This is a genomic window from Angustibacter speluncae (genome assembly GCF_054777815.1).
The window spans coordinates 91,712-116,422 of record NZ_BAAHAF010000086.1 but is presented as its reverse complement, the minus strand read 5'-3'; the positions used below and the strand labels follow the sequence as shown (position 1 = coordinate 116,422).

Sequence of the window (24,711 nt, the reverse complement as noted above, 5' to 3'; positions counted from 1 at the left end):
CGGGACGGGGCCGTCCCTCCGCCAGCCTACGGAGCGGGCGGCGGGCCGCCGGTCGGCCGGGTGGTGGGCGTGGGCAGCGCGGTGCCGGCCTCCGCGGTCGGGTCGTGCGCCGCGGCGGACGCCCGCACGGTGCCGTCACGCACCTGCTCGGCCCAGTGGCAGGCCACCAGGTGACCCGGCTCGACCTCGCGCAGCGCCGGAACCTCGTCGTGGCACCGGGTGGCCTGGCGGAACGGGCACCGGGTGTGGAACCGGCAGCCGCTCGGCGGGTTCGCCGGGCTCGGCAGGTCGCCGGCGAGCAGGATGCGCTCGCGCCGGTCCTCGACGTCGGGGTCGGGCACGGGGATCGCCGACATCAGGGAGATCGTGTACGGGTGCAGCGGCTGCGCGTACAGGTCGTCGCTGGACGCCTGCTCGACGAGCGTGCCGAGGTACATCACCCCGATGACGTCGCTGATGTGCCGCACGACGGCGAGGTCGTGCGCGATGACGACGTAGGTGAGGCCGAGGTCGTCCTGCAGCTCCTCGAGCAGGTTGATCACCTGCGCCTGCACCGAGACGTCGAGGGCGCTGACGGGCTCGTCGGCGATGACCAGGCGCGGGTTCAGCACCATCGCGCGGGCGATGCCGATGCGCTGGCGCTGGCCGCCGGAGAACTCGTGCGGGTACTTCGCCGCCGCGCTCGACGGCAGGCCGACGACCTCGAGCATCTCGAGCACGCGCTCGCGCCAGCGTGCCTTCGGCACGGCGTCCTCGCCGCCGGCGTGCGCGCGCAGGGGCTCGGTCAGCAGGCTCTCGACGCTCTGGCGGGGGTCGAGGCTCGCCATCGGGTCCTGGAACACCATCTGCATCTGCCGGCGCGCGCGTCGCAGCCTCTCGCCCTTGAGCGTGGCCAGGTCGGTGCCGTCGAGCAGCACCTTGCCGCCGGTGGGCTGCTCGAGCCGCAGGACGGCTCGTCCGAGCGTCGACTTGCCGCAGCCGGACTCGCCCACCAGGCCGTAGGTCTCGCCGCGGCGCACCTGCAGCGAGACGCCGTCGACGGCGCGCACGTGCCCGACCGTGCGGTCGAGCACCAGGCCGCGCCGGATCGGGAAGTGCACCTCGAGGTCGCGGACGTCGAGCAGCACCTCGCCGCGCGGGCGGTCGACCGGGGGTGCGGCGCCGGCGGGCACCGCGCCCTGCTCGCCGGCCTTGCTCAGGTCGGGGGTGCTCACCGCAGGTCCTTCCTCGGGGCGGGGACGGCGTCCGGGTGCGGTGCGGCCTGCGCGACGTCGGCCGGGTTGGCGCACCGCACCAGGTGGCCGGGCCGCTGCGGGTCGGGACGCAGCGCCAGGCCCGGCTCGCTGCAGGCCTCGACCTCGTGCGGGCAGCGCGGCGCGAACGCGCACTTCACCGACCACGGGACGGTGTCGCGCGGCGTGCCGGGGATGGGCCGCAGCTTCTCGCCGCGCGGCTGGTCGAGCCGCGGGATCGAGGCCAGCAGCCCCTCGGTGTACCGGTGCCGTGGGACGCCGAACAGCTCTGTGCGCGAGGCGTTCTCGACGACCCGGCCGGCGTACATCACGTTCACCTCGTCGCAGAGCCCGGCGACGACGCCGAGGTCGTGGGTGATCATGATCATCGCGGTGCCGGTCTCCTTCACCAGCTGCCGCAGCAGCTCGAGCACCTGCGCCTGGATGGTGACGTCGAGCGCGGTGGTGGGCTCGTCGGCGATGAGCAGCCGCGGCTTGCAGGCCAGCGCGATGGCGATCATCGCGCGCTGGCGCATCCCGCCCGAGAGCTGGTGCGGGTACTCCGACAGCCGCCGGCGCGGGTCGGGGATGCCGACCCGGCGCAGCAGGTCCTCGGCCTCCTCGCGCGCCGCCGACCGGTCGAGGTCGGTGTGCGTGCGCAGCACCTCGGTCACCTGGGTGCCCACCGGCACCACGGGGTTCAGCGAGGTCATGGGGTCCTGGAACACCATCGCCATGTCGCTGCCGCGCATCCGCGCGAGCTCGCGGTCGGACGCCGTCAGCAGGTCGCGGCCGCCGAAGCGGACCTCGCCCTCGACCTGCACGCCGCGGCTCGGCAGCAGGCCCATCACGGCCAGCGAGGTGACCGACTTGCCGCTGCCGGACTCGCCGACCAGGCCGACCACCTGGCCCGGACGGACCGAGAACGAGACGCCGTCGACGGCGCGCACGTCCGGCCGGCCGCGCCGGGTGAAGCGCACCGTGAGGTCGCGCACGTCGAGGAGCGGACCGCCGGAGCGCTCGGGCTCCACGCGTCCGGGGTCGAGGTCGGTGACGTCGGTGCTCACCGGGTTCACCTCCGGAACTTCGGGTCGAGGGCCTCGCGCAGGGCCTCGCCCAGCAGCGTGAAGCCGAGGGCGGTGACGGCGATGCAGGCGCCGGGCCACAGCGCGAGCTGGGGGTCGGTCTCGAGGCGGCTCTGCGCCTTCACCAGCATGCGCCCCCACTCGGCGACGGTCGGATCCGGGGCACCCAGGCCCAGGTACGACAGCGCCGCGACCTCGATGATCGCGGTGGCCAGCACGAGGGTGGCCTGCACGATGACCGGGCCGAGCGAGTTGGGCAGCATGTGGCTCATCACGACGGTGCGCCGACGCAGGCCGAGCGAGACCGAGGCGAGGACGTAGTCGGCGTTGCGCTGGGCGAGCAGCGACCCGCGCAGCAGCCGCGCGAAGATCGGCACCTGCACGACCGCGATCGCGATCATCAGCGGCAGCCCGAGCACCCAGCTGCCCAGCGACGGCTCGAGGCGGCTCATCTGGGGGCTCAGCAGCGCCGCGATGCTCACCGCCATCAGCAGCGACGGGATCGACAGCATGATGTCGACCCCGCGCATGAGCAGCGTGTCGACCCAGCCGCCGAACGCGCCGCTGGCCAGGCCGAGCAGGGTGCCGAAGAACAGGCCGACCGCCGTCGACACGACGCCGATCACCAGGCTCTGCCGGGCCCCGTGCACGAGCTGGGTGAACAGGTCGGAGCCGAAGGAGTCGAGGCCGAGCAGGTGCTCGTCCGACGGGCCGGGGACGCTGCTCGGCGTGATCTGGTTGCCCCACTGCGCTCCCGCCGGGTCGTACGGGGCGATCAGGTCGGCGAACACGGCGACCAGGATGAAGGCGAGCACGATCAGGGCGCCGAGGATGGCGACCGGGTTGCGCACGAGGCGCTGCATCGCGCCCTTGAGCAGGCTGGTGCCCCGCTCGTCCTCCCCGCCGGCGGCGGGCAGCTCGCCGAGCGCCTGGCCCGCGGACTGCGGACCGCCGGACTGCTCGATCATGCTCATGACACACGCACCCTCGGGTCGATGATCCCGTAGCTGAGGTCGACGACGAGGTTCACCAGCGCGTAGACGAGCGCGATGAACAGGATGAAGCCCTGCAGCACCGCGAAGTCGAGCGAGCTGATCGCCTGGAAGAGGTACTCGCCGATGCCGTTGAAGGCGAAGACCGTCTCGGTCAGGACGGCGCCCGACAGCAGCAGGCCGGTCTGCAGGCCGATCGTCGTGGCCACCGGCAGCAGCGCGTTGCGCAGCACGTGCCGGCGCGAGATCAGGCCGCGGGCCAGGCCCTTGGCCCGCGCGGTGCGCACGTAGTCCTCGCCCAGCACCTCGAGCACCGAGGCCCGGGTGATGCGGACGATGATCGCCAGCGGGATCGTGCCGAGCGCCAGCGCGGGCAGCACGAGGTGCAGGACGGCGTCCCAGGCGGCGTCCCACTCGCGGGTGAGGATGCCGTCGAGCACGTAGAAGTTGGTGACGTGCGTCGCGTCGATGCGCGCGTCCTGGCGTCCCGCCGTGGGCAGGAACGCGAGGTCGGCGAGGTTCAGCGGGCCGAGCTGCACGTCGAGCCCGACCGCGAACACCAGCTTGAGCAGGTAGGCCAGGAAGAACACGGGCACGACCACGCCCAGCAGCGAGCCGCTGACGACGAGCGAGTCGACGGCGGTGCCGTGGCGGCGGGCCGCGGCGTAGCCGAGCGGGACGCCGACGACGACCGCGAACAGCAGCGCCGCGACCGACAGCTCGATCGTGGCGGGGAACCGCTCGAGGAACGTGGCGAGCACCGGCTGGCCGGTGCGCGAGCTGCTGCCGAAGTCGCCCTGCAGCAGCGCGCCGACGTAGGTGACGTACTGCTCGTGCAGCGGGCGGTCGAAGCCGTAGAGCCGGTTGACCGTCGCGATCGACTGGTCGGTGGCGCGCTCCCCCAGCAGCGCGCGGGCTGGCTCACCCGGCAGGGCGTGCACCCAGAGCAGCAGCAGCACCGACAGCCCGATCAGCACGGGGACGAGCAGCAGCAGCCGGCGCAGGACGAATCTCAGCACGCGAGGGCTCCCTCTCGGGACGACGCCCACCCCGGTGGGGTGGACCGTCCGGTCAGGGGTGCGGGGTGCCCCGGCCGCGGCCGGGGCACCCCGTTGATCACCTGGTGGGCAGGAACAGCCTGGTCAGGGGTCGGGTCAGTCGTCGCTGACCGTGACCTCGTTCCAGACCTCGTCCTGCACCGGGCTGGCCGAGTAGCCCTCGACGCCGGGCGCGAACGCCAGCGACGGGACCGGGCTGGCCAGCGGGACGCCGGGCAGGAACTCCATCACCTGCTCGTTGATGGCCTCGTACGCCGGGGTCTGCTCGTCGATGGTCGGCAGGCCGCGGGCCTCCTCGAGCGCCGAGAACAGCTCCGGGTTGTCGAAGCCCCACTCGTTGCTCGCCTTGCCAAAGAAGACGCCGAGGAAGTTGTCGGTGTCGTTGTAGTCACCGGTCCACCCGAGCAGGTGGATGCCGTGGGCCTCGCTGCCCTGGATCTTGTCCAGGTACTCGGGGTTCCACTTGTCCGCGGTCGGGGTGACGACCAGGCCGACGGCCTCGAGCTGGGCCTTGATGGCCACGTAGGTGTCCTCGGGGCTCGGCATGTACGGCCGCGAGACGCCGGTCGGGTAGTTGAACTCGATCGTCGCGCCGGTCGCACCGGCCTCGGCCAGCAGCTGCTTGGCCATCTCGGGGTCGTAGTCGTAGGTGGTGACGTCGGAGTTGTAGCCGTTCACCGTCTCCGGGATGAACTGCGTCGCGGGCGTGGTGCCCTCGGGCAGCGACTGGGAGATGACGGCCTCCTTGTCGATCGCGTACGCGATCGCCTGGCGGACCTTCGGGTCGTTCAGCGGGGCGACCTTCTGGTTCATGCCCAGGTACAGGATGTTGAAGGCGGGGCGGTTGACGATCTGGAAGCCCTCGGACTCCAGGCCCTCGACGTCACCGGGCGCGACCAGGTCGTAGCCGTCGATCTCGCCGGCCTTGAGCGCCTGCACGCGCGCCTGCGCGTCGGAGATGGTCTGGATGATGACCGTGTCGAGCTGGGCCTTCGTGCCCCAGTAGTCGTCGTTGCGCTTGAGCGTCACGCTCTGCCCGCGCTCCCACGAGTCGAACACGAACGGGCCGGTGCCGGTCGGGTGCTCGGTGGCGTAGGCGCTGAACCGCGGGTCGTCCTCGGTGCCCTCGACGTTGTCGGCGTCGTACTCCTCCATCGCGGTCGGGCTCTGCATCGAGAACGCCGGCAGCGACAGCGCCTGCACGAAGGCGGCGAACGGCTTGGTCAGCGAGATGGTGACCTCGGCGTCGGAGGCCGCCTCGCAGCCGCCGTAGATGCCGCCCTGCAGGGCCGGGTCCTCGGACTCGGCGAAGCCCTTGAACAGCGACTGGTAGTAGTACGAGAGGTTCTGCGACTGCAGGAGACCGGTCCAGTTGTACCAGCGGTCGAAGTTGGCGCAGACGGCGTCGGCGTTGAAGTCGGTGCCGTCGTGGAACTTGACGCCCTCCTCCAGCTCGAAGGTGTAGCTCAGGCCGTCCTCGCTCTGGGTCCAGCTCTTCGCCAGCAGCGGGGCGGGGTCGGCCGTGCCCGGCTCGGTGCCCACGAGGCCCTCGTACATCTGGCGGGCGACGCGGAAGGTCTCGCCGTCGCTCGCGAACGCGGGGTCGAGCATGCCGGGGTCGGACGAGGCGGCGAACACGAAGGTGCCGCCGGCCGCCTCCTCGCCACCGCCCTCGCCACCGCCGCCGGTGTCCCGCTCGCTCTGGGCGCAGGCCGACAGCGCCAGCCCGGCCACCGCCACCACAGCGAGGACCCGGGCCGCACGGCCTCGGGTTCCGGTGCTGCGAAGTCGCATCGTTCACCTCATCCAGCAGGGCGAGCCAGCTCTTTCCGGCTCGCCGGACGTCGCCGTCCCGGTCCGGGCGGCGGGTTGACCATAGTGCGAGATGGCCGGTGGCAGACCACGGGGTGGGACACGGTGACGTCACGGTTCGGTCACGGGCTCCGCGCCCCGCGGTCACGCGTCCGCGGTCGTCCCGAGCCCGACGAGGGCGAGCAGGTCGGCGGCGCGGACGCCCTCCAGCGAGGGCAGCACGGTGCGCCCGGGAGCGGCCGGCACGGGCACCACGTGGGGCACCGCGAGCGTGCGCAGGCCCGCCGCCTCGGCCGACGCCAGACCGGTGGGCGAGTCCTCGACCGCGAGGGCCCTGGCGGGGTCGACGCCGAGGGGCGACAGCCGCCGCAGCGCGGTGAGGTACGGCTCCGGGTGCGGCTTGCCGTGGGTGACCTCGTCGCCGGTCACCACCGTCGCGAGCAGGCCGGTGGGCAGCTGGCCGACGAGGGCGTCGGCGAGGGGCGTCCACGACATCGTCACCATCGCCTGCGGGACGCCGTGCCCGGCCAGCTCGTCCAGCAGGTCGCGCGCACCGGGGCGCCACGGCGGGTCGTGCAGCACCCGCTCGACGACGTGCCCCATGAGCCGCTCGACCACGGCGTGCGCCTCGAGCCGGACGCCGCCCTCGTCGCGCAGCACCTCGGCCGACACCAGCAGCGGGTTGCCCACGAGGCTGTGCGCGAGGTGGTCGTCCCAGTGGTCGCCGTGCTCGGCGACCAGGGCGTACTCGGCCTCGATCCACGCCGGCTCGGTGTCGACGAGGGTGCCGTCCATGTCCCAGAGCACGGCGGACGGCAGCGGGGCGGGCACGCCACGACGGTACGGGACCGGGTGCCGGCGCCCCCGGCGCGCCCGACCCGTGGACCGCAGCGGCGCGCGGAAGATCCATACTTGGACGGCTGTTGCCGCCTGTGCACCCCCGCACGCCCGTGCACGGCACCGACCACCCGAGGAGCCCGCGTGAGCGAACCCAGCGAGCCGACCACGACCGCGGACCGGCGCCCCGACGCCACCGAGGAGCTGTCGGCCGCCCTGCGCTCGCGCATCCTCGTCCTCGACGGCGCGATGGGCACGGCCATCCAGCGCGACCGGCCCGACGAGGCCGGGTACCGGGGCGAGCGGTTCGCCGACTGGCCGAGCGACCTGGTCGGCAACAACGACCTGCTCACGCTGACCCAGCCCGAGATCATCGCCGGCATCCACCGCGAGTACCTCGACGCCGGCGCCGACGTCATCGAGACGAACACCTTCAACGCGAACGCGATCTCGCTGTCCGACTACGGCATGCAGGAGCTCGCCTACGAGCTCAACCTCGAGTCGACCCGGTTGGCGCGCCGCGAGGCCGACGCCGCCACCGCCCGCACCCCGGACCGGCCCCGCTACGTGGCAGGGGCGCTGGGACCCACGACGCGCACCGCGTCCATCTCCCCCGACGTCAACGACCCGGGCGCCCGCAACGTCTCGTTCGACGAGCTCGTGGCCGCGTACCTGGAGGCGGCGCGCGGGCTGGTCGACGGCGGGTCCGACCTGCTGTTCGTCGAGACCGTCTTCGACACGCTGAACGCCAAGGCCGCGATCTTCGCCCTCGAGACGCTCTTCGAGCAGGAGGGCCGGCGCTGGCCGGTCGTGGTCTCGGGCACCATCACCGACGCGTCCGGCCGCACGCTGAGCGGTCAGGTGACCGAGGCGTTCTGGGCGTCCGTGCGGCACGTGCGGCCGATCGCGATCGGCCTGAACTGCGCCCTCGGTGCCACCGAGATGCGGCCGTACATCGCCGAGATGTCGCGCGTCGCCGACTCGTTCGTGTCCTGCTACCCGAACGCGGGTCTGCCGAACGCCTTCGGCGAGTACGACGAGCAGCCGGACGAGACCGCCGCCGTGGTCAAGGAGTTCGCGGAGGCGGGCTTCGTCAACCTGGTCGGCGGCTGCTGCGGCACCACCCCCGAGCACATCGCCGCGATCGCCGGGGCGGTCGAGGGCCTGGCGCCGCGCGAGCCGGCCGAGGTGCCGCCGGCGCTGCGGCTCGGCGGCCTCGAGCCGTTCACCGTCGACGACAGCTCGCTGTTCGTGAACGTGGGCGAGCGCACGAACATCACCGGCTCGGCCCGGTTCCGCAACCTGATCCGGGACGGCGACTACGACACCGCGCTGTCGGTCGCCGCGCAGCAGGTGGTCGCCGGCGCGCAGGTCATCGACGTGAACATGGACGAGGGGATGATCGACGGCGTCGCCGCGATGGACCGCTTCCTCAAGCTGGTCGCGAGCGAGCCCGACATCAGCCGCGTCCCGGTGATGGTCGACTCCTCGAAGTGGGAGGTCATCGAGGCCGGCCTGAAGAACGTCCAGGGCAAGCCGGTGGTGAACTCGATCTCGCTGAAGGAGGGCGAGGAGCCCTTCCGCGAGCACGCGCGGCTGTGCCGCAAGTACGGCGCAGCCGCCGTCGTGATGGCCTTCGACGAGCAGGGGCAGGCCGACGACCTCGAGCGGCGCAAGGAGATCTGCGGCCGCGCCTACCGGATCCTGGTCGACGAGGTCGGCTTCCCGGCCGAGGACATCATCTTCGACCCGAACGTCTTCGCCGTGGCCACCGGCATCGAGGAGCACGCCACCTACGGCAAGGACTTCATCGAGGCCACCCGCTGGATCAAGCAGAACCTGCCCGGCGCCAAGGTGTCCGGGGGCATCTCGAACGTCAGCTTCTCGTTCCGCGGCAACAACCCGGTGCGCGAGGCGATCCACGCGGTCTTCCTGTTCCACGCCATCGAGGCCGGTCTCGACATGGGCATCGTCAACGCCGGTGCCCTCGTGGTCTACGACCAGGTCGAGCCCGAGCTGCGCGAGCGCATCGAGGACGTCGTGCTGAACCGCCGTCCCGACGCCGCCGAGCGGCTGCTCGAGATCGCCGAGAAGTACAACCGCACCGGCGAGGTCGTCGAGGCCGACGCCGAGGAGTGGCGGTCCCTGCCTGTGGCGGAGCGCATCTCGCACGCGCTCGTCAAGGGCATCGACGCGTTCGTCGAGGCCGACACCGAGGAGCTGCGGGCCGAGGTCGAGTCGCGTGGCGGCCGCACCATCGAGGTGATCGAGGGCCCGCTCATGGACGGCATGAACGTCGTGGGCGACCTGTTCGGCGCCGGCAAGATGTTCCTGCCGCAGGTGGTGAAGTCGGCGCGCGTGATGAAGAAGTCCGTCGCCTACCTGATCCCCTTCATCGAGGCGGAGAAGAAGCCCGGTGACGTCGAGAAGGCCAAGGGCAAGATCGTCATGGCCACGGTCAAGGGCGACGTGCACGACATCGGCAAGAACATCGTGGGCGTCGTGCTGCAGTGCAACAACTACGACGTGGTCGATCTCGGCGTCATGGTGCCGGCGCAGAAGATCCTCGACGCCGCCAAGGAGCACAAGGCCGACGTCATCGGGCTCTCGGGCCTGATCACCCCGTCGCTCGACGAGATGGTCGGTTTCGCCGTCGAGCTCGAGCGGCTCGGCCTCGACCTGCCGCTGCTCATCGGCGGGGCCACCACCTCGCGGGCGCACACCGCGGTGAAGGTGGCCCCGCGCTACAGCGGTCCTGTGGTCTGGGTGAAGGACGCGTCGCGGTCGGTGCCCGTGGTGTCGCAGCTGCTCTCGGACGAGCGCCGCCCGGCGCTGCTCGAGCAGGTCGCGGCCGACTACGCCTCGCTGCGCGAGCGGCACGCGGCCAAGCAGGACGGCCGGGCGCTGCTGCCGTTCACCGAGGCGCAGGCGGCGCGCAGCCCGATCGACTGGGACGCCTACCGTCCGCCCCGTCCGCGGATGCTGGCCCAGCAGGCCCGCGACGTGCACGAGGGCCCCACCTTCGACCACCGCGACGAGAAGCTCGCGCAGTACGTGCGCACCTTCCACGACTACCCGCTCGGCGAGCTGCGCGAGTACATCGACTGGCAGCCGTTCTTCAACTCGTGGGAGATGAAGGGCCGCTACCCCGACATCCTCAACAACCCCGCGACCGGCGAGGCGGCCCGGCGGCTGTGGGACGACGCGCAGGCGATGCTCGACCGCGTCGTCGACGAGCGCTGGCTGCGGGCGTCCGCGGTGATCGGGTTCTTCCCGGCCGACGCCGACGGCGACGACATCCGCGTCTACGCGGACGAGCGGCGCGGCGAGCCGGTGGCGGTGCTGCACCAGCTGCGGCAGCAGGGCAGGCACCGCGAGGGCGTGCCGAACCGCAGCCTCGCCGACTACGTCGCCCCCCGCGAGACCGGGCTGCACGACTACGTGGGCGGCTTCGCCGTGACGGCCGGGCTGGGGTCGCAGGAGCGGGTCGCGGCGTTCAAGGCCGAGCTCGACGACTACAGCGCGATCCTGCTCGAGTCGCTGGCCGACCGGCTCGCCGAGGCGTTCGCGGAGCGGATGCACGAGCGCGTGCGCCGCCAGCACTGGGGCTACGCGCCCGACGAGCGGATGCCGAACACCGAGCTCGTCCAGGAGCGGTACCGCGGCATCCGTCCCGCGCCCGGGTACCCGGCGTGCCCCGACCACACCGAGAAGCAGACGCTGTGGCGCCTGCTCGACGTGCAGGCCAACACCGGCATCGAGCTCACCGAGAGCATGGCGATGTGGCCCGGCGCCTCGGTGAGCGGCTGGTACTTCTCGCACCCCGACTCGCAGTACTTCGTGGTGGGTCGCCTCGGGCGCGACCAGGTCGCCGACTACGCCGAGCGCAAGGGCTGGACGCTCGCCGAGGCCGAGCGCTGGCTGTCGCCCAACCTCGGGTACACGCCCGACGACTGACACGCCCCGCCGTGCGACCCGGGCGGGGCCCCGGACCGTAGGGTGGAGAGGTGGAGGACCGGCGATGAGCGAGCCCCAGCTGCGCGACCCGATCGTGCTCGCGGCGTTCGAGGGGTGGAACGACGCGGCCGAGGCGGCGAGCGGCGCCCTGGCGCACCTGCACGAGGTGTGGGACGCCCAGCCGCTGGTGGCGATCGACCCCGAGGAGTACCACGACTTCCAGGTCACCCGGCCGCAGGTGTCGCTCGAGCCCGACGGCCGCCGCCGGATCACCTGGCCGGCCACCCGGCTGAGCTGGGCCAGGCCCGCGGGCTCGGACCGCGACGTCGTCCTCGTGCGGGGCATCGAGCCGTCGATGCGCTGGCGCAGGTACACCGACGAGGTGCTCGGCCACCTCGTCAAGCACGACGCCTCGACCCTGATCACGCTCGGGGCGCTGCTGGCCGACGTGCCGCACACCCGGCCGATCCCGGTCACCACGACCTCGGACGACCCCGAGCTGCTCGAGCGCCTCGCCCTGCAGAAGTCGACCTACGAGGGCCCCACGGGCATCGTCGGCGTGCTGCAGGACGTCGCCACCCGGCGCGGGCTGCCGGCGCTGTCGCTGTGGGCGGCGGTCCCCCACTACGTCGGCCAGCCGCCCTCGCCCAAGGCCGTGCTGGCGCTGCTGTCCCGCGTCGAGGAGCTGGTGCAGCTCACGCTGCCGCTCGGCGACCTGGTCGAGGAGGCCGAGGCGTGGGAGCACGGCGTCGACGAGCTGGCGAGCGAGGACGAGGAGATCGCCGAGTACGTCCGCCAGCTCGAGGAGGCCAAGGACGCCGCCGAGCTCCCCGAGGCGTCCGGCGAGGCCATCGCGCGCGAGTTCGAGCGCTACCTGCGCCGCCGCGACGACAAGTAGCGGTGTTCGTTCACCACGTTCAGTAGGTGAGCGCCTACCGAACGTGGCGTGCACGCCCAGTGAGGTGGGTGTCGGCCTCGCGAAGTTCGACCCACGACCGCGTCACTGCAGCTGAGCCGTCGCGCGTCGACCGCACACAGGTTCGCGGTCGCACAGGCTCTTCGAGACCTGTGCCGACCGCCGAGGTGTGTGCGAGGGCAGCGGCCGGATCGGACCGCGGCCGCCGGTCATCGGGCCATCATCGTGCCGCCGGCGCCTGATCCCGGACATAGCGAGGCGAGCACCTGCTTCACGTGGCTCGCACGCCACGTTCGGGAGGCGATCACCAACTGAACGTGGTGAACGAGCAGCTCAGAAGCGGACGCCCAGGAGGGCGTTGGCGGCGCGGGACACGATGCCGGGGCCGGCGGGGTCGTCGCCGCCGCGGGTGAGGGCGGTCTCGGCCCAGCGGTCGATGGCCTCCAGCGCGCGGGGCGCGTCGAGGTCGTCGGCCAGGGCCTCCCGGACGGCCTGCACGGTGGCGTCCGGCGAGGGGCCGCCGTTGCCGGCGAACGCGGCGAACCACCGGTCGAACCGCCGCTGGGCGCGCGCGAGGTCGCCGTCGTCCGGGTCGGTGTCGAACGTCCAGTCCGAGCGGTAGTGGTGCGCCAGCAGCGCCAGCCGGACGACCATCGGGTGCACGCCGTCGGCGCGCAGCCGCGACACCAGCACCAGGTTGCCCTTGGACTTGCTCATCTTCTCGCCGTCGAGCCCGACCATGCCGGCGTGGGTGTAGCTGCGTGCGAACGGCCAGTCGCCGGTCAGGACGTGCGCGTGCGAGGCGCCCATCTCGTGGTGCGGGAAGGCGAGGTCGGAGCCGCCGCCGTTCACGTCGATCGGCGACCCGAGGTGCTCGAGCGCGATCGCGATGCACTCGATGTGCCAGCCGGGGCGGCCGGGCCCGAGGTCGCCGCCGTCCCAGCTGGGCTCGCCCTCGCGGGCAGCGCGCCACAGCAGAGGGTCGAGCGGGTCGCGCTTGCCGGGCACGTCGGGGTCGCCGCCGCGCTCGGCGAACACCGTCAGCATCGTGTCGCGGTCGAGGTTCGACACGGCACCGAAGCGGTCGTCGCTGCCGATCGCGAAGTAGGTGTCGGGCCCGTCGCCGTCGGCCTGCACGGGGTACGCGGCTCCGGCCCGCGTGAGCCGGCCGACCGCGCGCACCACGAGCGGGATGGTCTCGACCGCACCGAGGTACTCGTCCGGCGGCAGGACGCCGAGCGCCGTCATGTCCTCGCGGAACAGGGCGACCTCGCGCTCGGCGAGGTCGCGCCAGTCGACGCCGGTGGCGGTCGCCCGCTCGAGCAGCGGGTCGTCGACGTCGGTGACGTTCTGCACGTAGCGCACCCGGTGCCCCGCGTCGCGCCACGCCCGGTTCAGCAGGTCGAAGGCGACGTAGGTGGCGGCGTGCCCGAGGTGCGTCGCGTCGTAGGGCGTGATGCCGCAGACGTACATCGTGGCCACCTCGCCCGGGACGGTCGGCCGGGTGCCGCCGGTCGAGGTGTCGTGCAGGCGGACGGGCAGCCCCTGCCCGGGGACGGCGGGCACCTCGGGCGCGGGCCAGGAGATCACCGGCCGAGCCTAACGACCGCTGTCAGAACGCCGGCCACGGGATGGTCGGCCCGTCGCCGCGGCGCTGCGGGAACAGGCCCGTGCGCAGCAGGACGTGGCAGCGGCGGCGCAGCGCCGCGACCTCGTCGTCGTCGAGCAGCTCGCCGAGACGCTCGCCGAGGTCGTCGGCCAGGGCGCCGTGGACGCGCTCGACGGCGGCCAGCAGCGGCTCGGGCACGGGCTCCCCGGACCACCCCCACAGCACGGTGCGGAGCTTGCGCTCGGTGTGGAAGGTGAGCCCGTGGTCGACGCCCGCCAGGCGCCCCTCCCCCGCGTCGAGCACGTGACCGCCCTTGCGGTCGGCGTTGTTCGCCAGCGTGTCGAGGACGGCCATCGCCGCCAGCCGGTCGTCGTCGGCGTGGCAGAGCACGACCTCGTTGCCACGCTCGTCGTAGGCCTCGACCACGACCTTCCACCCGTGCCGGGGGCCGTCGTCGTCGAGGTCACCGGCCTCGACGACGTCGACCACGCCGGCGCCCGGCTCGACCGGCTCGCCGGGCAGCGGGCCGACCCAGCGCTGCACGCTCCCGAGCCCGAACGGCCCGTCGCGCAGCACCGTCTCGGGCACGACGCCGAACCCGAGCGCGTCGTCGAGCAGGTACGTCGCCACCTCGCGGCGGTGCAGCGTGCCGCGCGGGAAGTCCCCGAGCGGGCGCTCGCCCGCTGCGGGCTTGTAGACGACCGGCAGCTCCTGCGGGCCGAGGGTCGCGAACAGCGTCGCGTTCGAGGCGTCGGCCAGCCGGCCGACGACGTCGAGGTCGCCCTCGAGCAGCGACGGGAGCGCCGGGCCGGTGGCGGGGTCGGTGCTCAGCGGCGGTACCCGTTCGCCCGCGGGCAGACGTGGCCTGACGGGTCGAGGGGCTCGGTGCAGAACGGGCACGGCGGCCGCCCGGCAGCGACGACGGCGAGGGCCCGCTTCGCGAAAGCCCGTGCACCCGAACCGGTCAGCGAGACGCGCAGCACCTGGCGGTCGCCGCCCGTGCCGGCCGGGACGTCGTCGTCCTCGTCGTCGGCGTCCTCGCCCTCCTCGAAGCACTCGATGACCACCCGGTCGCGCTCGCCGTCCCAGACGAGCGACATCGTCCCGACGCGGAAGTCCTCGTCGATCGGGGTGTCGAGCGGCCCGAGGTCCTCGGTGTCGGCCGGTGCGAGGGCCGGGACGGCCGGGTCGCCGCCGGTGCGGCGCAGCACCTCGTCGAGCAGCTCCTCGACCCGCTCGGCCAGCGCCGCCACCTGCGCCTTCTCGAGCGCCACGCTGGTGAGCGCGCCGGAACCGCGTGCCTGCAGGAAGAAGGTGCGGCTGCCGGGTTCACCGACGGTGCCGGCGACGAACCGGTCCGGCGGGTCGTAGTCGTAGACCATGCCAGGCATGCTCGGAGCCTAGTCGCCGGTCCCGGCGCCGCCACCCACGGCCGCGTCGGACGACGGCTTGCGGCGTCGGCGCTTCGGCGGGACGACGAGCGAGCCGAGCCCGCTGCCGTCGCCGTTGGTGGCCAGGACGAACGGCCGCAGCGGCGCGTAGCGCACCACCGACACCGAGCACGGGTCGACGACGATGCGCTGGAAGCCGTCGAGGTGCAGGCCGAGGGCGTCGGCGAGCACCGCCTTGATCACGTCGCCGTGGCTCACGGCCACCCAGATCGCGTGCGGCCCGTGCTCGGCCTCGACCTCGGCGTCGTGGCGCCTCACCGCCGCCACCGCGCGGTGCTGCACGTCGGCCAGGCCCTCGCCGCCGGGGAACACCGCCGCGGACGGCCGCTGCTGCACGGTCGACCAGACCGGCTCCTTGGCGAGGTCCTTGAGGGCGCGGCCGGTCCAGTCGCCGTAGTCGCACTCGGTGAGGCCCTCGTCGATGACCACCTCGGGCCGCGGGACGGCGCGGGTGCCGCCGCGCCCGACGAGCGCCGCGGCCGTCGCCACCGTGCGCTCGAGCGGGCTCGCCACGACCCGGACGAGCGGCAGCGGGTCGAGCCGCTCGGCCAGCGCGACCGCCTGGCCGCGTCCGTGGTCGTCGAGCGTGGTCCCCGGGGCACGGCCGGCGAGCACGCCGGCCGTGTTGGCCCCGGTGCGCCCGTGGCGCACGAGCAGTAGGGTCGGCACGAGCCCAGGGTAGGCGCGTCGCGCGGGCCGGCCGCGGTCGGGAGGGCCACACTGGCGGCGTGATCGTCGACGTCGCCTCGTACAGCGGTGGGCAGCGGCGTCCGTGCGCCGACTTCTCCGACGAGCTGGCCGCGCGACGCGCCGAGGACGACGGCTTCATCTGGATCGGCATGAAGGAGCCGACCTACGAGGAGTTCGAGCGGGTCGCGGACGAGCTCGGGCTGCACCCGCTCGCCGTCGAGGACGCCGTGACGGGCCACCAGCGGCCGAAGCTCGACGTGTACAAGCGCTCGGCCTTCCTGGTGCTGAAGACGCTGCGCTACATCGAGGCGACCTCCGACGTCGAGACCGGCGAGATCATGGTCTTCCTCGGCGACCGCTTCGTGGTGACGGTGCGTCGCGGCGAGGGCGTGCCGCTGACGAACGTGCGCCGCGACATCGAGGAGAGCCCCGAGCAGCTGGCGCACGGCCCCGGTGCGGTGCTCTACGCGGTGATGGACGCGGTGGTCGACGGCTACACCCGCATCGAGGGCGAGCTGCAGGACGACCTCGACCGGATCGAGGCCGACGTGTTCGCGGGCGACCGCGGCACGGACGCGGCGACGATCTACCGGCTCAAGCGCGAGGTGCTGGAGTTCAAGCGGGCCGCGCAACCGCTGCTCGAGCCGGCGCGCCGGCTCGCCCGCGACGAGGTGGCGTACGTGGCGCCGTCCGCGCGGCCGTTCTTCGCCGACATCCTCGACCACCTCGCGCGGGTGGTCGACCACGTGGAGTCGTACGACCGGCTGCTCACCGACGTGCTGTCGGCGCACCTCGCGCAGGTCTCGGTGCAGCAGAACGCCGACATGCGCAAGATCTCGGCCTGGGTCGCGATCGCCGCCGTGCCCACGATGCTCGCCGGCATCTGGGGCATGAACTTCGAGCACATGCCGGAGCTGCCGCAGGTCTGGGGCTACCCGGCCGCGCTCGCCCTGATGGTGACGGTCTCCGGTCTGCTGTACGCGACGTTCCGCCGCACCGGCTGGCTCTGACCCGCCGCCGTCCGCCGGGTCAGCCCGCTGCGGCGGGCACGGCCTCGAGCACCCCGGTGAGCAGGAGCACGGCCACGACGGCCGCCAGCGCGAGCCGGTAGACCACGAACGGGCGGAAGTCGTGGGTGCTGATGTACCGCAGCAGCCAGGCGATCACGGCGTACCCGACGCCGAAGGCCACGAGGGTCGCCAGCGCGATCGGCCCCCACGCGGGCTGCACGGGGTCGTCGGCGATCTTCGTCAGCTGGTAGGCGCCCGACCCGAGCACGGCGGGGATCGCGAGCAGGAACGAGTACCTCGCGGCGGCCTCGCGGGTGTAGCCCATCGCCAGACCGGCGGCGATCGTGCCGCCCGAGCGGGAGACGCCGGGCACCAGCGCCAGGCACTGGGCCAGGCCGTAGAGCAGGCCGTGCCTCCAGGTGAGCGAGTCGAGCTCGCGCACGGTGCGGGCGCGGCTGTCGACGAACCCGATGACGAGGGCGAAGCCGGCGAGCATCGCGACCGTCAGCCACAGGTTGCGGAAGGTCGACTCGATCGAGTCCTGCAGCAGCAGGCCGAGCACCACGATCGGCACCGACCCGATGATCACCAGCCAGCCCATCCGTGCGTCCGGGTCGCTGCGCGGCAGCCGCCCGACCAGCGCCAGGCACCACGCCCGGACGATGCGGGCGATGTCCTTGCGGAAGTAGATGAGCACCGCGGTCTCGGTGCCCAGCTGGGTGATCGCGGTGAAGGCCGCACCGGGGTCGTCGCCGCCGAAGAACTGGCCGACGATCGACACGTGCGCCGACGACGAGATCGGCAGGAACTCGGTGAGCCCCTGCACCAGCCCCAGGACGAGCGCCTCGAACCAGCCCATCAGGCGGGCTCGACGTCGGTGGGCTCGACGTCGGTGGGCTCGACGTCGGCGGCCTCGAGCACGCCTGCGGCGTCGGCGGCGTCGCGGGTCACCTGCAGCACCTCGCGGCGCGCCCCCAGCGTCGGCGCCATCGTCACGACCGACAGCGTGGTGACGCCCGCCTCGGCGTAGGAGCCGATGCGCGCGGCGATGCGGTCGGGGGTGCCGAGCAGCGAGCTGGCGTCGATCATCTCGAACGGCACGGCCGCCATCGCCTCGCGGTGCCGCTTGGCCAGGAAGTGGTCCTGCACCTCGTCGGCCTGCTCGCCGAAGCCCATCCGGGTCGCGAGCCGGTGGTAGAAGTTCTTCTCCCGGCTGCCCATCCCGCCGATGTAGAGCGCGTAGTAGCCGCGCAGCTCGTCGGCGCACGCGCGCGGGTCGTCGCCGACGACCACCGGCGTCGACGTCATCAGGTCGAAGCCCGCCAGCGGGTCGGCGCCGTCCGCACCGCCGTCGTGGCCGCCGAGGCGACGGCCCTCGCGCAGGGCGTCGACGGTCGCGCCGGAGTGCTCGGGGCTGAAGAAGATGCCCTGCCAGCCGTCGGCGATGCGTCCGCAGAGCTCGAGGTTCTTCGGCCCGACCGCGGCCAGGTACACCGGGATCCGCTCGCGCACGGGGTGGACGGTGAGGCGCAGCGCCTTGCCCGGGCCGTCCGGCAGCGGCAGCACGATGTGCTCGCCGTCGTAGGCGACCTTCTGCCGCGCCAGCGCGGTGCGGACGACCTCGACGTACTCCTTCGTGCGCCCGAGCGGCTTGTCGAAGCGGACGCCGTGCCAGCCCTCGGAGACCTGCGGGCCGCTGACGCCGAGCCCGAGGCGGAACCGCCCACCGGACAGGGTGTCGAGGGTCGCGGCCGTCATCGCGGTCATCGCCGCCGACCGCGCGGGGATCTGGAACACGGCCGAGCCGACGTCGATGCGGCGGGTCTGCGCCGCCACCCAGGTGAGCACCGTGGCGGCGTCGGACCCGTACGCCTCGGCGGCCCAGCAGGAGTCGTAGCCGAGCCGGTCGGCCTCCTGCGCCAGCGCGAGGTTGTCGGCGTCGTTGCCGGCACCCCAGTAGCCGAGGTTCAGTCCCAGTCGCATGGCCGGAACTGTAACGAGCGCACGGGGTGCCGCCGCGGCACCCGGACGTGACCTGCCGCACGGCGCCGCGGCAGCGCCCTACGCTGTGCCCCGTGGAGCAGCGTCGGGTGGGCCGCAGCGGCCTGCGCGTCTCGCGGCTCGGCCTCGGCACGATGATGTGGGGCCGCGACACCGACGAGCACGAGGCGCGCGAGCAGCTCACCGACTTCGTCGAGGCAGGCGGCACGCTCGTCGACGCGGCCGCCACCTACGGCGGTGGTGCGGGTGAGGAGCTCCTCGGGTCGCTGCTCGGCGAGGTCGTCGACCGGTCCGAGCTGGTGATCACCACCAAGGCGGGGCTGCGCCGCCACGACGGCGAGCGGGTGGTCGACGCCTCGCGCCGGCACCTGCTGGCCTCGCTGGAGTCCTCGCTCTCCCGGCTGCGCACCGACCACGTCGACCTGTTCCTCGTCCAGGCCCACGACCCGGGTGTCCCCGTCGAGGAGACGCTGGCCGCGCTCGACGACGTCGTGCGCCGCGGGATGGCGCGCTACGTCGGCGTCGGCGACCACGCGGGCTGGCAGCTCGCCCTGGCCGCGGCGAAGGCCTCCCCCGCGGCGCCGGTGGTCGTCGACCAGGTCGAGGTGTCGCTGCTCGCCCGCGACGTGGAGCGCGAGGTGCTGCCGGCGGCGCGCGCCGTCGGTGCCGGCGTCATCGGCTGGTCGCCCCTCGGGCGCGGCGTGCTGACCGGCAAGTACCGCCACGGCACCCCGGCCGACTCCCGCGCCGCCAGCGAGCACTTCGCCGGCTTCGTGCGTCCCTACCTGGGTGCGGCGCAGGCGCAGGTGGTCGAGGCGGTCTGCACGGCGGCCACGGGCCTGGATGCCACGCCGCTGGAGGTGGCGCTGGCGTGGGCGCGCGACCACGCCGACGTCGCGTCGGTGGTGGTGGGTGCCCGCACCGCGGCCCAGCTGCGGGCCTCGCTCGCGGCCGACGACCTGGTGCTGCCCGACGCCATCCGGCAGGCGCTCGACGACGTCTCCGCGCCCCGCTGACGACGCCGACGACCGCGCGGGCGCCGGCTCAGGACGGGCTCATCCGCTCCTCGAGCTCGTCGTCGACGTGGTCGTCGAAGTCGTCCTCGTCGGTGTCGTCGTCGTCCTCGAGGTCGTCCGGGTCGGTCTCGTCGTCGAGCTCGTCGTCGTCCTCGTCCTCGTCGTAGAGCTCGAACGGCGTCGTCTCGCCGTAGGCGTCGAACAGCGCCTCGTCGTAGGTCTCGAAGGCGTCGGCCAGGGTGTCGTAGGCGGCGACCACCGCGGGGTCGGACGAGCCGCGGCGCACCGCCGACGCGGCCAGGTGCACCTGGAGCGCGTCGACCAGCCGGTCCAGGGCGGCACGCGGATCGGTCGTCATGGTCCCGACCGTAGCGCCCGGCGAGGCACAATGGCAGGGATGAACGGAGCCCGCGGATGACGCCGCCTCCCCCGACCGCGACCACGCGCGCCCCGAAGCAGTACGAGTACCAGGTGCTCACGCTCCCCCGCACGACCTCCCGCTCGGAGGTGCGCGCGCTGCTCGCCGAGAAGGCCGAGTACGGGCGCTGGGAGCTCGCGGAGGTCGTCCTCTACTGGGGCGGCCACCGCAAGGTCACCCTGCGCCGCCGCATCATCCGCGTCCAGCGCTCGGTCTGACCCGCCCGGGCCGGCGGCGTCAGGACGCGCGCACGAACCGGTCGAGCACGCGGGTGCCGAACTGCAGCGCGTCGAGCGGCACGCGCTCGTCGACGCCGTGGAACATGCCCGAGAAGTCCAGTCCCGCAGGCAGTCTCAGCGGCGCGAACCCGTAGCCGGTGATGCCGAGGCGGCTCATCGACTTGTTGTCGGTGCCGCCGGACAGGCAGTACGGGAGCACCTTCGCGCCGGGGTCCTCGGCCAGGACGGCGTCGACCATGGCGTCCTTGAGCGGGCCGTCGAACGAGGTCTCGAGCGAGGTGTCGCGGTGCACGACCTCGACGTCGACGCCGTCGCCGGCGAGCCGGCGCACGGTCTCCATCAGCTCGTCCTCGTGCCCGGCGAGCGGGCGGCAGTCGAGCAGCGCGGACGCCGTCCCGGGGATGACGTTGTGCTTGTACCCGGCGTCCAGGACGGTCGGGTTCGTGGTGTTGCGCAGCGTGGCGCCGACCCAGCGCGCCGTGGTGCCCAGCTTGTCGAGCAGCTCCTGCGGGTCGGACGGGTCGAGCTCGACGCCGGTGATCTCGCTGATGCCGTCGAGGAACTGGCGCACCGTGGGCGTCCACTCCAGCGGCCACTCGTGCGCGCCGACCCGGCCGACGGCGGCGGCGAGCCGGGTGACGGCGTTGTCGGTGTTCACCTGGCTGCCGTGCCCGGCGCGGCCGTGCGCGACGAGCCGCAGCCACGCGATGCCCTTCTCGGCCGTCTGCAGCAGGTAGCAGCGCTGCCCGTCGACGTCGATGGAGAAGCCGCCGACCTCGCTCACGGCCTCGGTGACGCCCTCGAACAGCTCGGGCCGGTGGTCGACCAGGTACGACGCGCCCTTGCCGCCGCCGGCCTCCTCGTCGGCGAAGAACGCGACCACGAGGTCGCGCGGGGGCTTGCGGCCCTCGCGGGCCAGCTGGCGGACGGTTGCGAGGATCATCGCGTCCATCCCCTTCATGTCGACCGCCCCGCGGCCCCACAGGCAGTCGTCGCGCTCCTCGCCCGCGAACGGCGGGAGCTGCCAGTCGTCGGCCTGCGCGGGCACGACGTCGAGGTGCCCGTGCAGCAGCAGCGCGTCGCGCCCGGGGTCCTCGCCCTCGAGCCGCAGCACGACGCTGGCGCGCCCGGGCTCGGACTCGACCAGCTCGGCCTCGACCCCGACCTCGTCGAGGCGTCCGAGCACGTACTCGGCTGCCTTGCGCTCCCCCGGCCCGGAGTCGTCGCCGTAGTTGGAGGTGTCGATCGTGAGCAGGTCGCGGCACAGCTCGACCACCTCGTCCTGCGCCGTGGTCGAGGTGCCGCCGGTCGTGGTGTCGTCCGCCATGGTCGGCACGCTACCCGCGCCGCCGGGTCGGAACCCGGTGAGGGACAGGGTCGTGCCGGTGCTAGAGTTGGCGCCGCCTCGCGGGCCACGGCCCGCGGTTCACTCGTCCGAGTGGCGGAATGGCAGACGCGCTAGCTTGAGGTGCTAGTGCCCTTTATCGGGCGTGGGGGTTCAAGTCCCCCCTCGGACACCAGCAGAGCCCCGCTCCCCCCAGGGACGCGGGGCTCCGTGCTGTCCGGGCGCCGCCACCCGCCGACTCACGCGGTGCGGACCACCCCGGCCGGCTCGAGCCGCACGCTCGACCACCCCACCCAGCAGTCGTCCCGCAGCGTGGCCACCTCGGTGCCGCAGCCGCCGCACACCCGGTTGGGGCCGTCGAGGCCGTCGTGGCCGCAGCACCCGCTGCTGCGGCCGCGGTCGGGGTGCGGAACGACGCCGCTGAGGTCGTCGGGGTGCAGGACGACCACGGGCGCCACCGTCTGGCCATCGCCGGTGTCGGCGTCGAGGGCGAAGGTGCCCGCCGCGAGCAGCGGGGTCGGCGAGTCCCACGACCGCTCCCCCGTCGGCACGGGCAGGTCGACCTCGCGCAGGACCCCGGTGAGGGCCAGTCCGCACCCGCGGCACGCGAAGCGAACCGCGGTCGGCTCGGGCGTCGCGCTCACCCGGCGACGTCCTCCCGGGTGCCCGGCTTCAGCAGCAGGAACAGGCCGCTGTAGGGGCTGAGCCACACGCCGAAGCTGTGCAGGTCGTCGACCCAGCCGATCTCGCCGCCGTCGCGGGCGTCGACGACGCTCATCCGCGGGGTGAACGAGTCCGAGCGCACGGTGCCCTCGATCCGCTCCCCTGTGAAGTTCAGGACGGTCACCTGCAGCAGCGCGTCCTCGAGGGCGGGGTCGCCGCCGTCGAGGCGGTGCACCAGCACGAGCATCCCGGGGTGCGCGACGTCCGGGACGTCGACCTGCGAAGCGGACGCGATGCCGTGCTCGGCCCGCAGGGCGAGCAGCGCCTTGAGCCGCGTGACGAAGGAGTCCTCCTGCTGCAGCTGCGCCGGGAGCGACCCGTAGAGCGAGCGCCCGCGCGGGATGCCGCTGGCCGACCGCTCGGCGGAGGGGTCGACGTCGAGCAGGTCGTGCGCGCCGCGCTCGATCCAGCGGGTGTCGCCGGTGCCGGTCAGCTCGGCGACGGAGTCCTGCGGCAGCGTCAGCATGCCGACGAGGTCCCAGCCCGACAGCGCGAACACCCCGGGCTGCCAGGCGTTGAACATGGCCAGCAGGAGGTGGGCGCGGCGGATGCGCTCGAGCGAGTCGTCGGTGATCTCGTCGAGGGTGGTGTGGCCCTGGATCGCCGCGATCACCGACGCGTTCGTGCAGGCGATGCCGTTGGTGGTGAAGACCAGGTTGTAGTCGGCGGCGGGCGCGGTGAGGTGGCGCAGCATGTCGCCGCGCACCGTCTCGGCGAGCTCGGCGCCGGTCGTCTCGCGACCGCGGAAGGTGTAGGTGTCGTCGGCGTGCACGTTCGCCCAGTGCACCAGCTCGTAGGTGAGCTCGTCGTGGTTCTGCATGCCGTGCACGAGCGTCACCGGGTCGACGCCGGTCTCGAGCGAGGTGCGCAGCGTCAGCCGCAGGAACTCGGTGTCGCCGGTGGCCAGGGCGTGGTGGTACGCGGGCCGGTTGACGAAGTCGTAGGACAGGTCCGCACCGACGCGGCCGGTGTCGCGGATGTCCTCGATGCCGAGGTTGAGCTCCTGGAAGGTGAAGCCGCCGACCTTGCGCACGGTGCTCGCGATGATGTGGTTCGCGGCCTGCGACAGCGGGTGGCCCTCCGACCACGCGGGCAGCCCCTCGGCCGACTTCTCCACGCCGAGGAAGCCGTTGGCGTCCAGGCGCAGCGCGCTCGTGCCGAGCTCGGCCAGGCTGTGCAGCGCGTCGCCGATCACCAGCCGGACGCCGGCGAAGGTCGGGTCGATCCAGTTGATCGACGGCTGGCCCATCTTGAAGTAGTGCAGGTACACCCACCGGCGCACCCGGCCGTCGACGCCGGTGACCGGGGCGGTGACGCTCCAGTTGGTCTCCTTGACCCCCGGCGAGTAGAAGATGACGCGCTGCAGCGCGCCGATGATGTACCCCTCCGCCGCGAGCGTCGCCTCGGTGGCGGCGTCGAGGTTCACCGCGTCGCGGCCCTCCGGGACGTCCGGGAGCAGGTCCCAGTCCTCCGGGAGGATCTCGACCATGTGGTAGATCCCGGGGTAGTCGCCGTGCGCCATCTCGGCCAGCCGGAAGTCGGCGCCCTTGCCCGTGTGCCCCGGCACGATGTCGTCGATGACCGAGCCGCCGTGGGCGTCGGCCACCTCGCACAGGTGGCGGAACTCGTCCTCGGTGCCGAAGGCCGGGTCGATCTGGGTGCTGATCCGGTCGAAGTGGCCGTCGACGCTCGGGGTGTCGTCCCAGCCGGTGATGCCGCCCGCGCGCTTCACCGGACCGGTGTGGACGCCGTCGACGCCGATCTCCTGGAACACCTCCCACAGCCGCTCGTCCCCGAGCGCGCCGAGGAAGGAGGTGCCGGGGGCGGTGATGAGCGAGATCGGGTACGCGGTGAACCAGACCGACGCGGTCGCCACCGCGCGGCGGGCGTCCGGCCGCGCGTACGGGTTGCGCCACATCGCCGGGCTGCCGGACAGCTGGCGGCTGAGGGCGTCGGCCTCGGCGAGCATCGACTGCTGCTCCAGCCAGGCGACGTACGCCGGGTTGGTGCCGTCGGCGGTGCGCCGGTGCGGTGGCCGCCGGGTGCGGCGCTCGAGCACCGTGCGCGGGCGCAACCGGCCCGGCCGGGCCTGGAAGCGCTGCTCGTCGTAGGTGATGTCGGAGACCTCGTGCGCCACGACGTCCTCGGGGTCGAGGGCGGGGTCTGCGGCGGGGTCGACGAGGTCCTCGGGGGTCGCGGCGGGCGCGGTCTGCTCGGCGTCGGACGTGGCCATGCGCCGAACCTACGGGAGCGGCGGCACGCCGTCTCCCCGGGTCGGGTCCGCCGACCGGGACGTCCCGGGCGCTTCCCACGCACACCG

The 24,711-nt window shown here is 73.3% G+C and carries 21 protein-coding genes and 1 tRNA gene; 6 read left to right on the top strand and 16 right to left on the bottom strand.

What is annotated here, in order from left to right:
- Nucleotides 1-26: 26 nt before the first annotated feature.
- The 6 genes from ACYVKY_RS10765 to ACYVKY_RS10740 form a co-directional block, all read right to left on the bottom strand.
- On the bottom strand, nucleotides 27-1,172 hold the full coding sequence (locus tag ACYVKY_RS10765; RefSeq protein ID WP_460435075.1) for an ABC transporter ATP-binding protein: 1,146 nt from the start codon (nucleotides 1,170-1,172) through the stop codon (nucleotides 27-29).
- A gap of 38 nt (nucleotides 1,173-1,210) precedes the next feature.
- The gene (locus ACYVKY_RS10760; protein WP_460435074.1) at nucleotides 1,211-2,263 is read right to left on the bottom strand and encodes an ABC transporter ATP-binding protein; all 1,053 of its coding nucleotides are present in this window, start codon (nucleotides 2,261-2,263) and stop codon (nucleotides 1,211-1,213) included.
- A gap of 41 nt (nucleotides 2,264-2,304) precedes the next feature.
- Entirely contained in the window at nucleotides 2,305-3,291 is a 987-nt protein-coding gene (locus tag ACYVKY_RS10755; protein WP_460434969.1) for an ABC transporter permease, read from the bottom strand.
- Complete coding sequence (locus ACYVKY_RS10750) at nucleotides 3,288-4,328, bottom strand: ABC transporter permease (protein WP_460434968.1); 1,041 nt, start codon at nucleotides 4,326-4,328, stop codon at nucleotides 3,288-3,290. Before ACYVKY_RS10750 ends, ACYVKY_RS10755 begins: the two co-directional genes overlap by 4 nt.
- Before the next feature lie 135 nt (nucleotides 4,329-4,463).
- Nucleotides 4,464-6,161 (bottom strand): ABC transporter substrate-binding protein, encoded by a 1,698-nt coding sequence (locus ACYVKY_RS10745; RefSeq protein ID WP_460434967.1) that lies wholly within the window; start codon nucleotides 6,159-6,161, stop codon nucleotides 4,464-4,466.
- 162 nt (nucleotides 6,162-6,323) lie between these two features.
- The gene (locus tag ACYVKY_RS10740) at nucleotides 6,324-7,010 is read right to left on the bottom strand and encodes an HAD family hydrolase (protein ID WP_460434966.1); all 687 of its coding nucleotides are present in this window, start codon (nucleotides 7,008-7,010) and stop codon (nucleotides 6,324-6,326) included.
- A gap of 150 nt (nucleotides 7,011-7,160) precedes the next feature.
- Here ACYVKY_RS10740 and metH point away from each other — a divergent pair, with 150 nt between their 5' ends.
- Both metH and ACYVKY_RS10730 read left to right on the top strand, forming a co-directional pair.
- Entirely contained in the window at nucleotides 7,161-10,973 is a 3,813-nt protein-coding gene (metH, locus tag ACYVKY_RS10735; RefSeq protein WP_460434965.1) for a methionine synthase, read from the top strand.
- 64 nt (nucleotides 10,974-11,037) lie between these two features.
- On the top strand, nucleotides 11,038-11,871 hold the full coding sequence (locus ACYVKY_RS10730) for a PAC2 family protein (protein ID WP_460434964.1): 834 nt from the start codon (nucleotides 11,038-11,040) through the stop codon (nucleotides 11,869-11,871).
- Nucleotides 11,872-12,222: 351 nt separating this feature from the next.
- Here ACYVKY_RS10730 and mshC read toward each other — a convergent pair whose 3' ends face one another.
- Genes mshC through ACYVKY_RS10710 form a run of 4 tightly spaced genes read right to left on the bottom strand, consistent with a single transcriptional unit; the run spans nucleotide 12,223 to nucleotide 15,618 of the window.
- On the bottom strand, nucleotides 12,223-13,479 hold the full coding sequence (mshC, locus tag ACYVKY_RS10725) for a cysteine--1-D-myo-inosityl 2-amino-2-deoxy-alpha-D-glucopyranoside ligase (RefSeq protein WP_460434963.1): 1,257 nt from the start codon (nucleotides 13,477-13,479) through the stop codon (nucleotides 12,223-12,225).
- Between the two features lie 22 nt (nucleotides 13,480-13,501).
- Complete coding sequence (locus ACYVKY_RS10720; protein WP_460435073.1) at nucleotides 13,502-14,329, bottom strand: SCO1664 family protein; 828 nt, start codon at nucleotides 14,327-14,329, stop codon at nucleotides 13,502-13,504.
- Entirely contained in the window at nucleotides 14,326-14,889 is a 564-nt protein-coding gene (locus tag ACYVKY_RS10715) for a DUF3090 domain-containing protein (protein ID WP_460434962.1), read from the bottom strand. Before ACYVKY_RS10715 ends, ACYVKY_RS10720 begins: the two co-directional genes overlap by 4 nt.
- Nucleotides 14,890-14,898: 9 nt before the next feature.
- Complete coding sequence (locus ACYVKY_RS10710) at nucleotides 14,899-15,618, bottom strand: histidine phosphatase family protein (RefSeq protein WP_460434961.1); 720 nt, start codon at nucleotides 15,616-15,618, stop codon at nucleotides 14,899-14,901.
- A gap of 59 nt (nucleotides 15,619-15,677) precedes the next feature.
- Between ACYVKY_RS10710 and corA the strand changes: the two genes are divergently transcribed.
- Nucleotides 15,678-16,649, top strand: a complete 972-nt coding sequence (corA, locus tag ACYVKY_RS10705) for a magnesium and cobalt transport protein CorA (RefSeq protein WP_460434960.1) — start codon at nucleotides 15,678-15,680, stop codon at nucleotides 16,647-16,649.
- A gap of 19 nt (nucleotides 16,650-16,668) precedes the next feature.
- On the opposite strand, the gene ACYVKY_RS10700 is transcribed toward corA, so the two are convergent.
- Both ACYVKY_RS10700 and ACYVKY_RS10695 read right to left on the bottom strand, forming a co-directional pair.
- A complete protein-coding gene (locus tag ACYVKY_RS10700; RefSeq protein WP_460434959.1) occupies nucleotides 16,669-17,508 on the bottom strand; it encodes an undecaprenyl-diphosphate phosphatase in 840 nt (279 codons plus the stop codon).
- Complete coding sequence (locus tag ACYVKY_RS10695) at nucleotides 17,508-18,632, bottom strand: LLM class oxidoreductase (RefSeq protein ID WP_460434958.1); 1,125 nt, start codon at nucleotides 18,630-18,632, stop codon at nucleotides 17,508-17,510. Before ACYVKY_RS10695 ends, ACYVKY_RS10700 begins: the two co-directional genes overlap by 1 nt.
- A 92-nt stretch (nucleotides 18,633-18,724) precedes the next feature.
- On the opposite strand from ACYVKY_RS10695, the gene ACYVKY_RS10690 reads away from it, so the two are divergent.
- Nucleotides 18,725-19,666: an aldo/keto reductase gene (locus ACYVKY_RS10690; protein WP_460434957.1), complete on the top strand. Its 942-nt coding sequence runs from the start codon at nucleotides 18,725-18,727 to the stop codon at nucleotides 19,664-19,666.
- Between the two features lie 28 nt (nucleotides 19,667-19,694).
- Here the strand turns inward: ACYVKY_RS10690 and ACYVKY_RS10685 are convergent, their stop codons facing one another.
- Nucleotides 19,695-20,024 carry a primosomal protein gene (locus ACYVKY_RS10685; RefSeq protein ID WP_460434956.1) on the bottom strand — a complete coding sequence of 110 codons (330 nt, stop codon included), beginning with the start codon at nucleotides 20,022-20,024 and terminating at the stop codon, nucleotides 19,695-19,697.
- Between the two features lie 56 nt (nucleotides 20,025-20,080).
- Between ACYVKY_RS10685 and ACYVKY_RS10680 the strand changes: the two genes are divergently transcribed.
- Nucleotides 20,081-20,302: a DUF5703 family protein gene (locus ACYVKY_RS10680; protein WP_460434955.1), complete on the top strand. Its 222-nt coding sequence runs from the start codon at nucleotides 20,081-20,083 to the stop codon at nucleotides 20,300-20,302.
- Between the two features lie 19 nt (nucleotides 20,303-20,321).
- Here ACYVKY_RS10680 and ACYVKY_RS10675 read toward each other — a convergent pair whose 3' ends face one another.
- Nucleotides 20,322-21,650, bottom strand: coding sequence for a M20/M25/M40 family metallo-hydrolase (locus ACYVKY_RS10675; protein WP_460434954.1), 1,329 nt, complete (start codon nucleotides 21,648-21,650; stop codon nucleotides 20,322-20,324).
- Nucleotides 21,651-21,755: 105 nt separating this feature from the next.
- Here ACYVKY_RS10675 and ACYVKY_RS10670 point away from each other — a divergent pair.
- Nucleotides 21,756-21,843: transfer RNA gene (locus ACYVKY_RS10670), tRNA-Leu, on the top strand.
- Nucleotides 21,844-21,907: 64 nt separating this feature from the next.
- On the opposite strand, the gene ACYVKY_RS10665 is transcribed toward ACYVKY_RS10670, so the two are convergent.
- Both ACYVKY_RS10665 and treS read right to left on the bottom strand, forming a co-directional pair.
- Nucleotides 21,908-22,312 (bottom strand): hypothetical protein, encoded by a 405-nt coding sequence (locus ACYVKY_RS10665; RefSeq protein ID WP_460434953.1) that lies wholly within the window; start codon nucleotides 22,310-22,312, stop codon nucleotides 21,908-21,910.
- The gene (gene treS / locus ACYVKY_RS10660; protein ID WP_460434952.1) at nucleotides 22,309-24,624 is read right to left on the bottom strand and encodes a maltose alpha-D-glucosyltransferase; all 2,316 of its coding nucleotides are present in this window, start codon (nucleotides 24,622-24,624) and stop codon (nucleotides 22,309-22,311) included. The genes ACYVKY_RS10665 and treS overlap by 4 nt, the downstream gene beginning before the upstream one ends.
- Nucleotides 24,625-24,711: the final 87 nt, after the last annotated feature.

Coding starts and splice junctions, on each gene's coding strand:
- ACYVKY_RS10680 (WP_460434955.1), top strand. CDS start 20,081: ATGACGCCGCCTCCCCCGACCGCGACCACGCGCGCCCCGAAGCAGTAC.
- ACYVKY_RS10755 (WP_460434969.1), bottom strand. CDS start 3,291: ATGAGCATGATCGAGCAGTCCGGCGGTCCGCAGTCCGCGGGCCAGGCG.
- ACYVKY_RS10675 (WP_460434954.1), bottom strand. CDS start 21,650: ATGGCGGACGACACCACGACCGGCGGCACCTCGACCACGGCGCAGGAC.
- ACYVKY_RS10745 (WP_460434967.1), bottom strand. CDS start 6,161: ATGCGACTTCGCAGCACCGGAACCCGAGGCCGTGCGGCCCGGGTCCTC.
- ACYVKY_RS10700 (WP_460434959.1), bottom strand. CDS start 17,508: ATGGGCTGGTTCGAGGCGCTCGTCCTGGGGCTGGTGCAGGGGCTCACC.
- ACYVKY_RS10695 (WP_460434958.1), bottom strand. CDS start 18,632: ATGCGACTGGGACTGAACCTCGGCTACTGGGGTGCCGGCAACGACGCC.
- ACYVKY_RS10685 (WP_460434956.1), bottom strand. CDS start 20,024: ATGACGACCGATCCGCGTGCCGCCCTGGACCGGCTGGTCGACGCGCTC.
- treS (WP_460434952.1), bottom strand. CDS start 24,624: ATGGCCACGTCCGACGCCGAGCAGACCGCGCCCGCCGCGACCCCCGAG.
- ACYVKY_RS10715 (WP_460434962.1), bottom strand. CDS start 14,889: ATGCCTGGCATGGTCTACGACTACGACCCGCCGGACCGGTTCGTCGCC.
- ACYVKY_RS10730 (WP_460434964.1), top strand. CDS start 11,038: ATGAGCGAGCCCCAGCTGCGCGACCCGATCGTGCTCGCGGCGTTCGAG.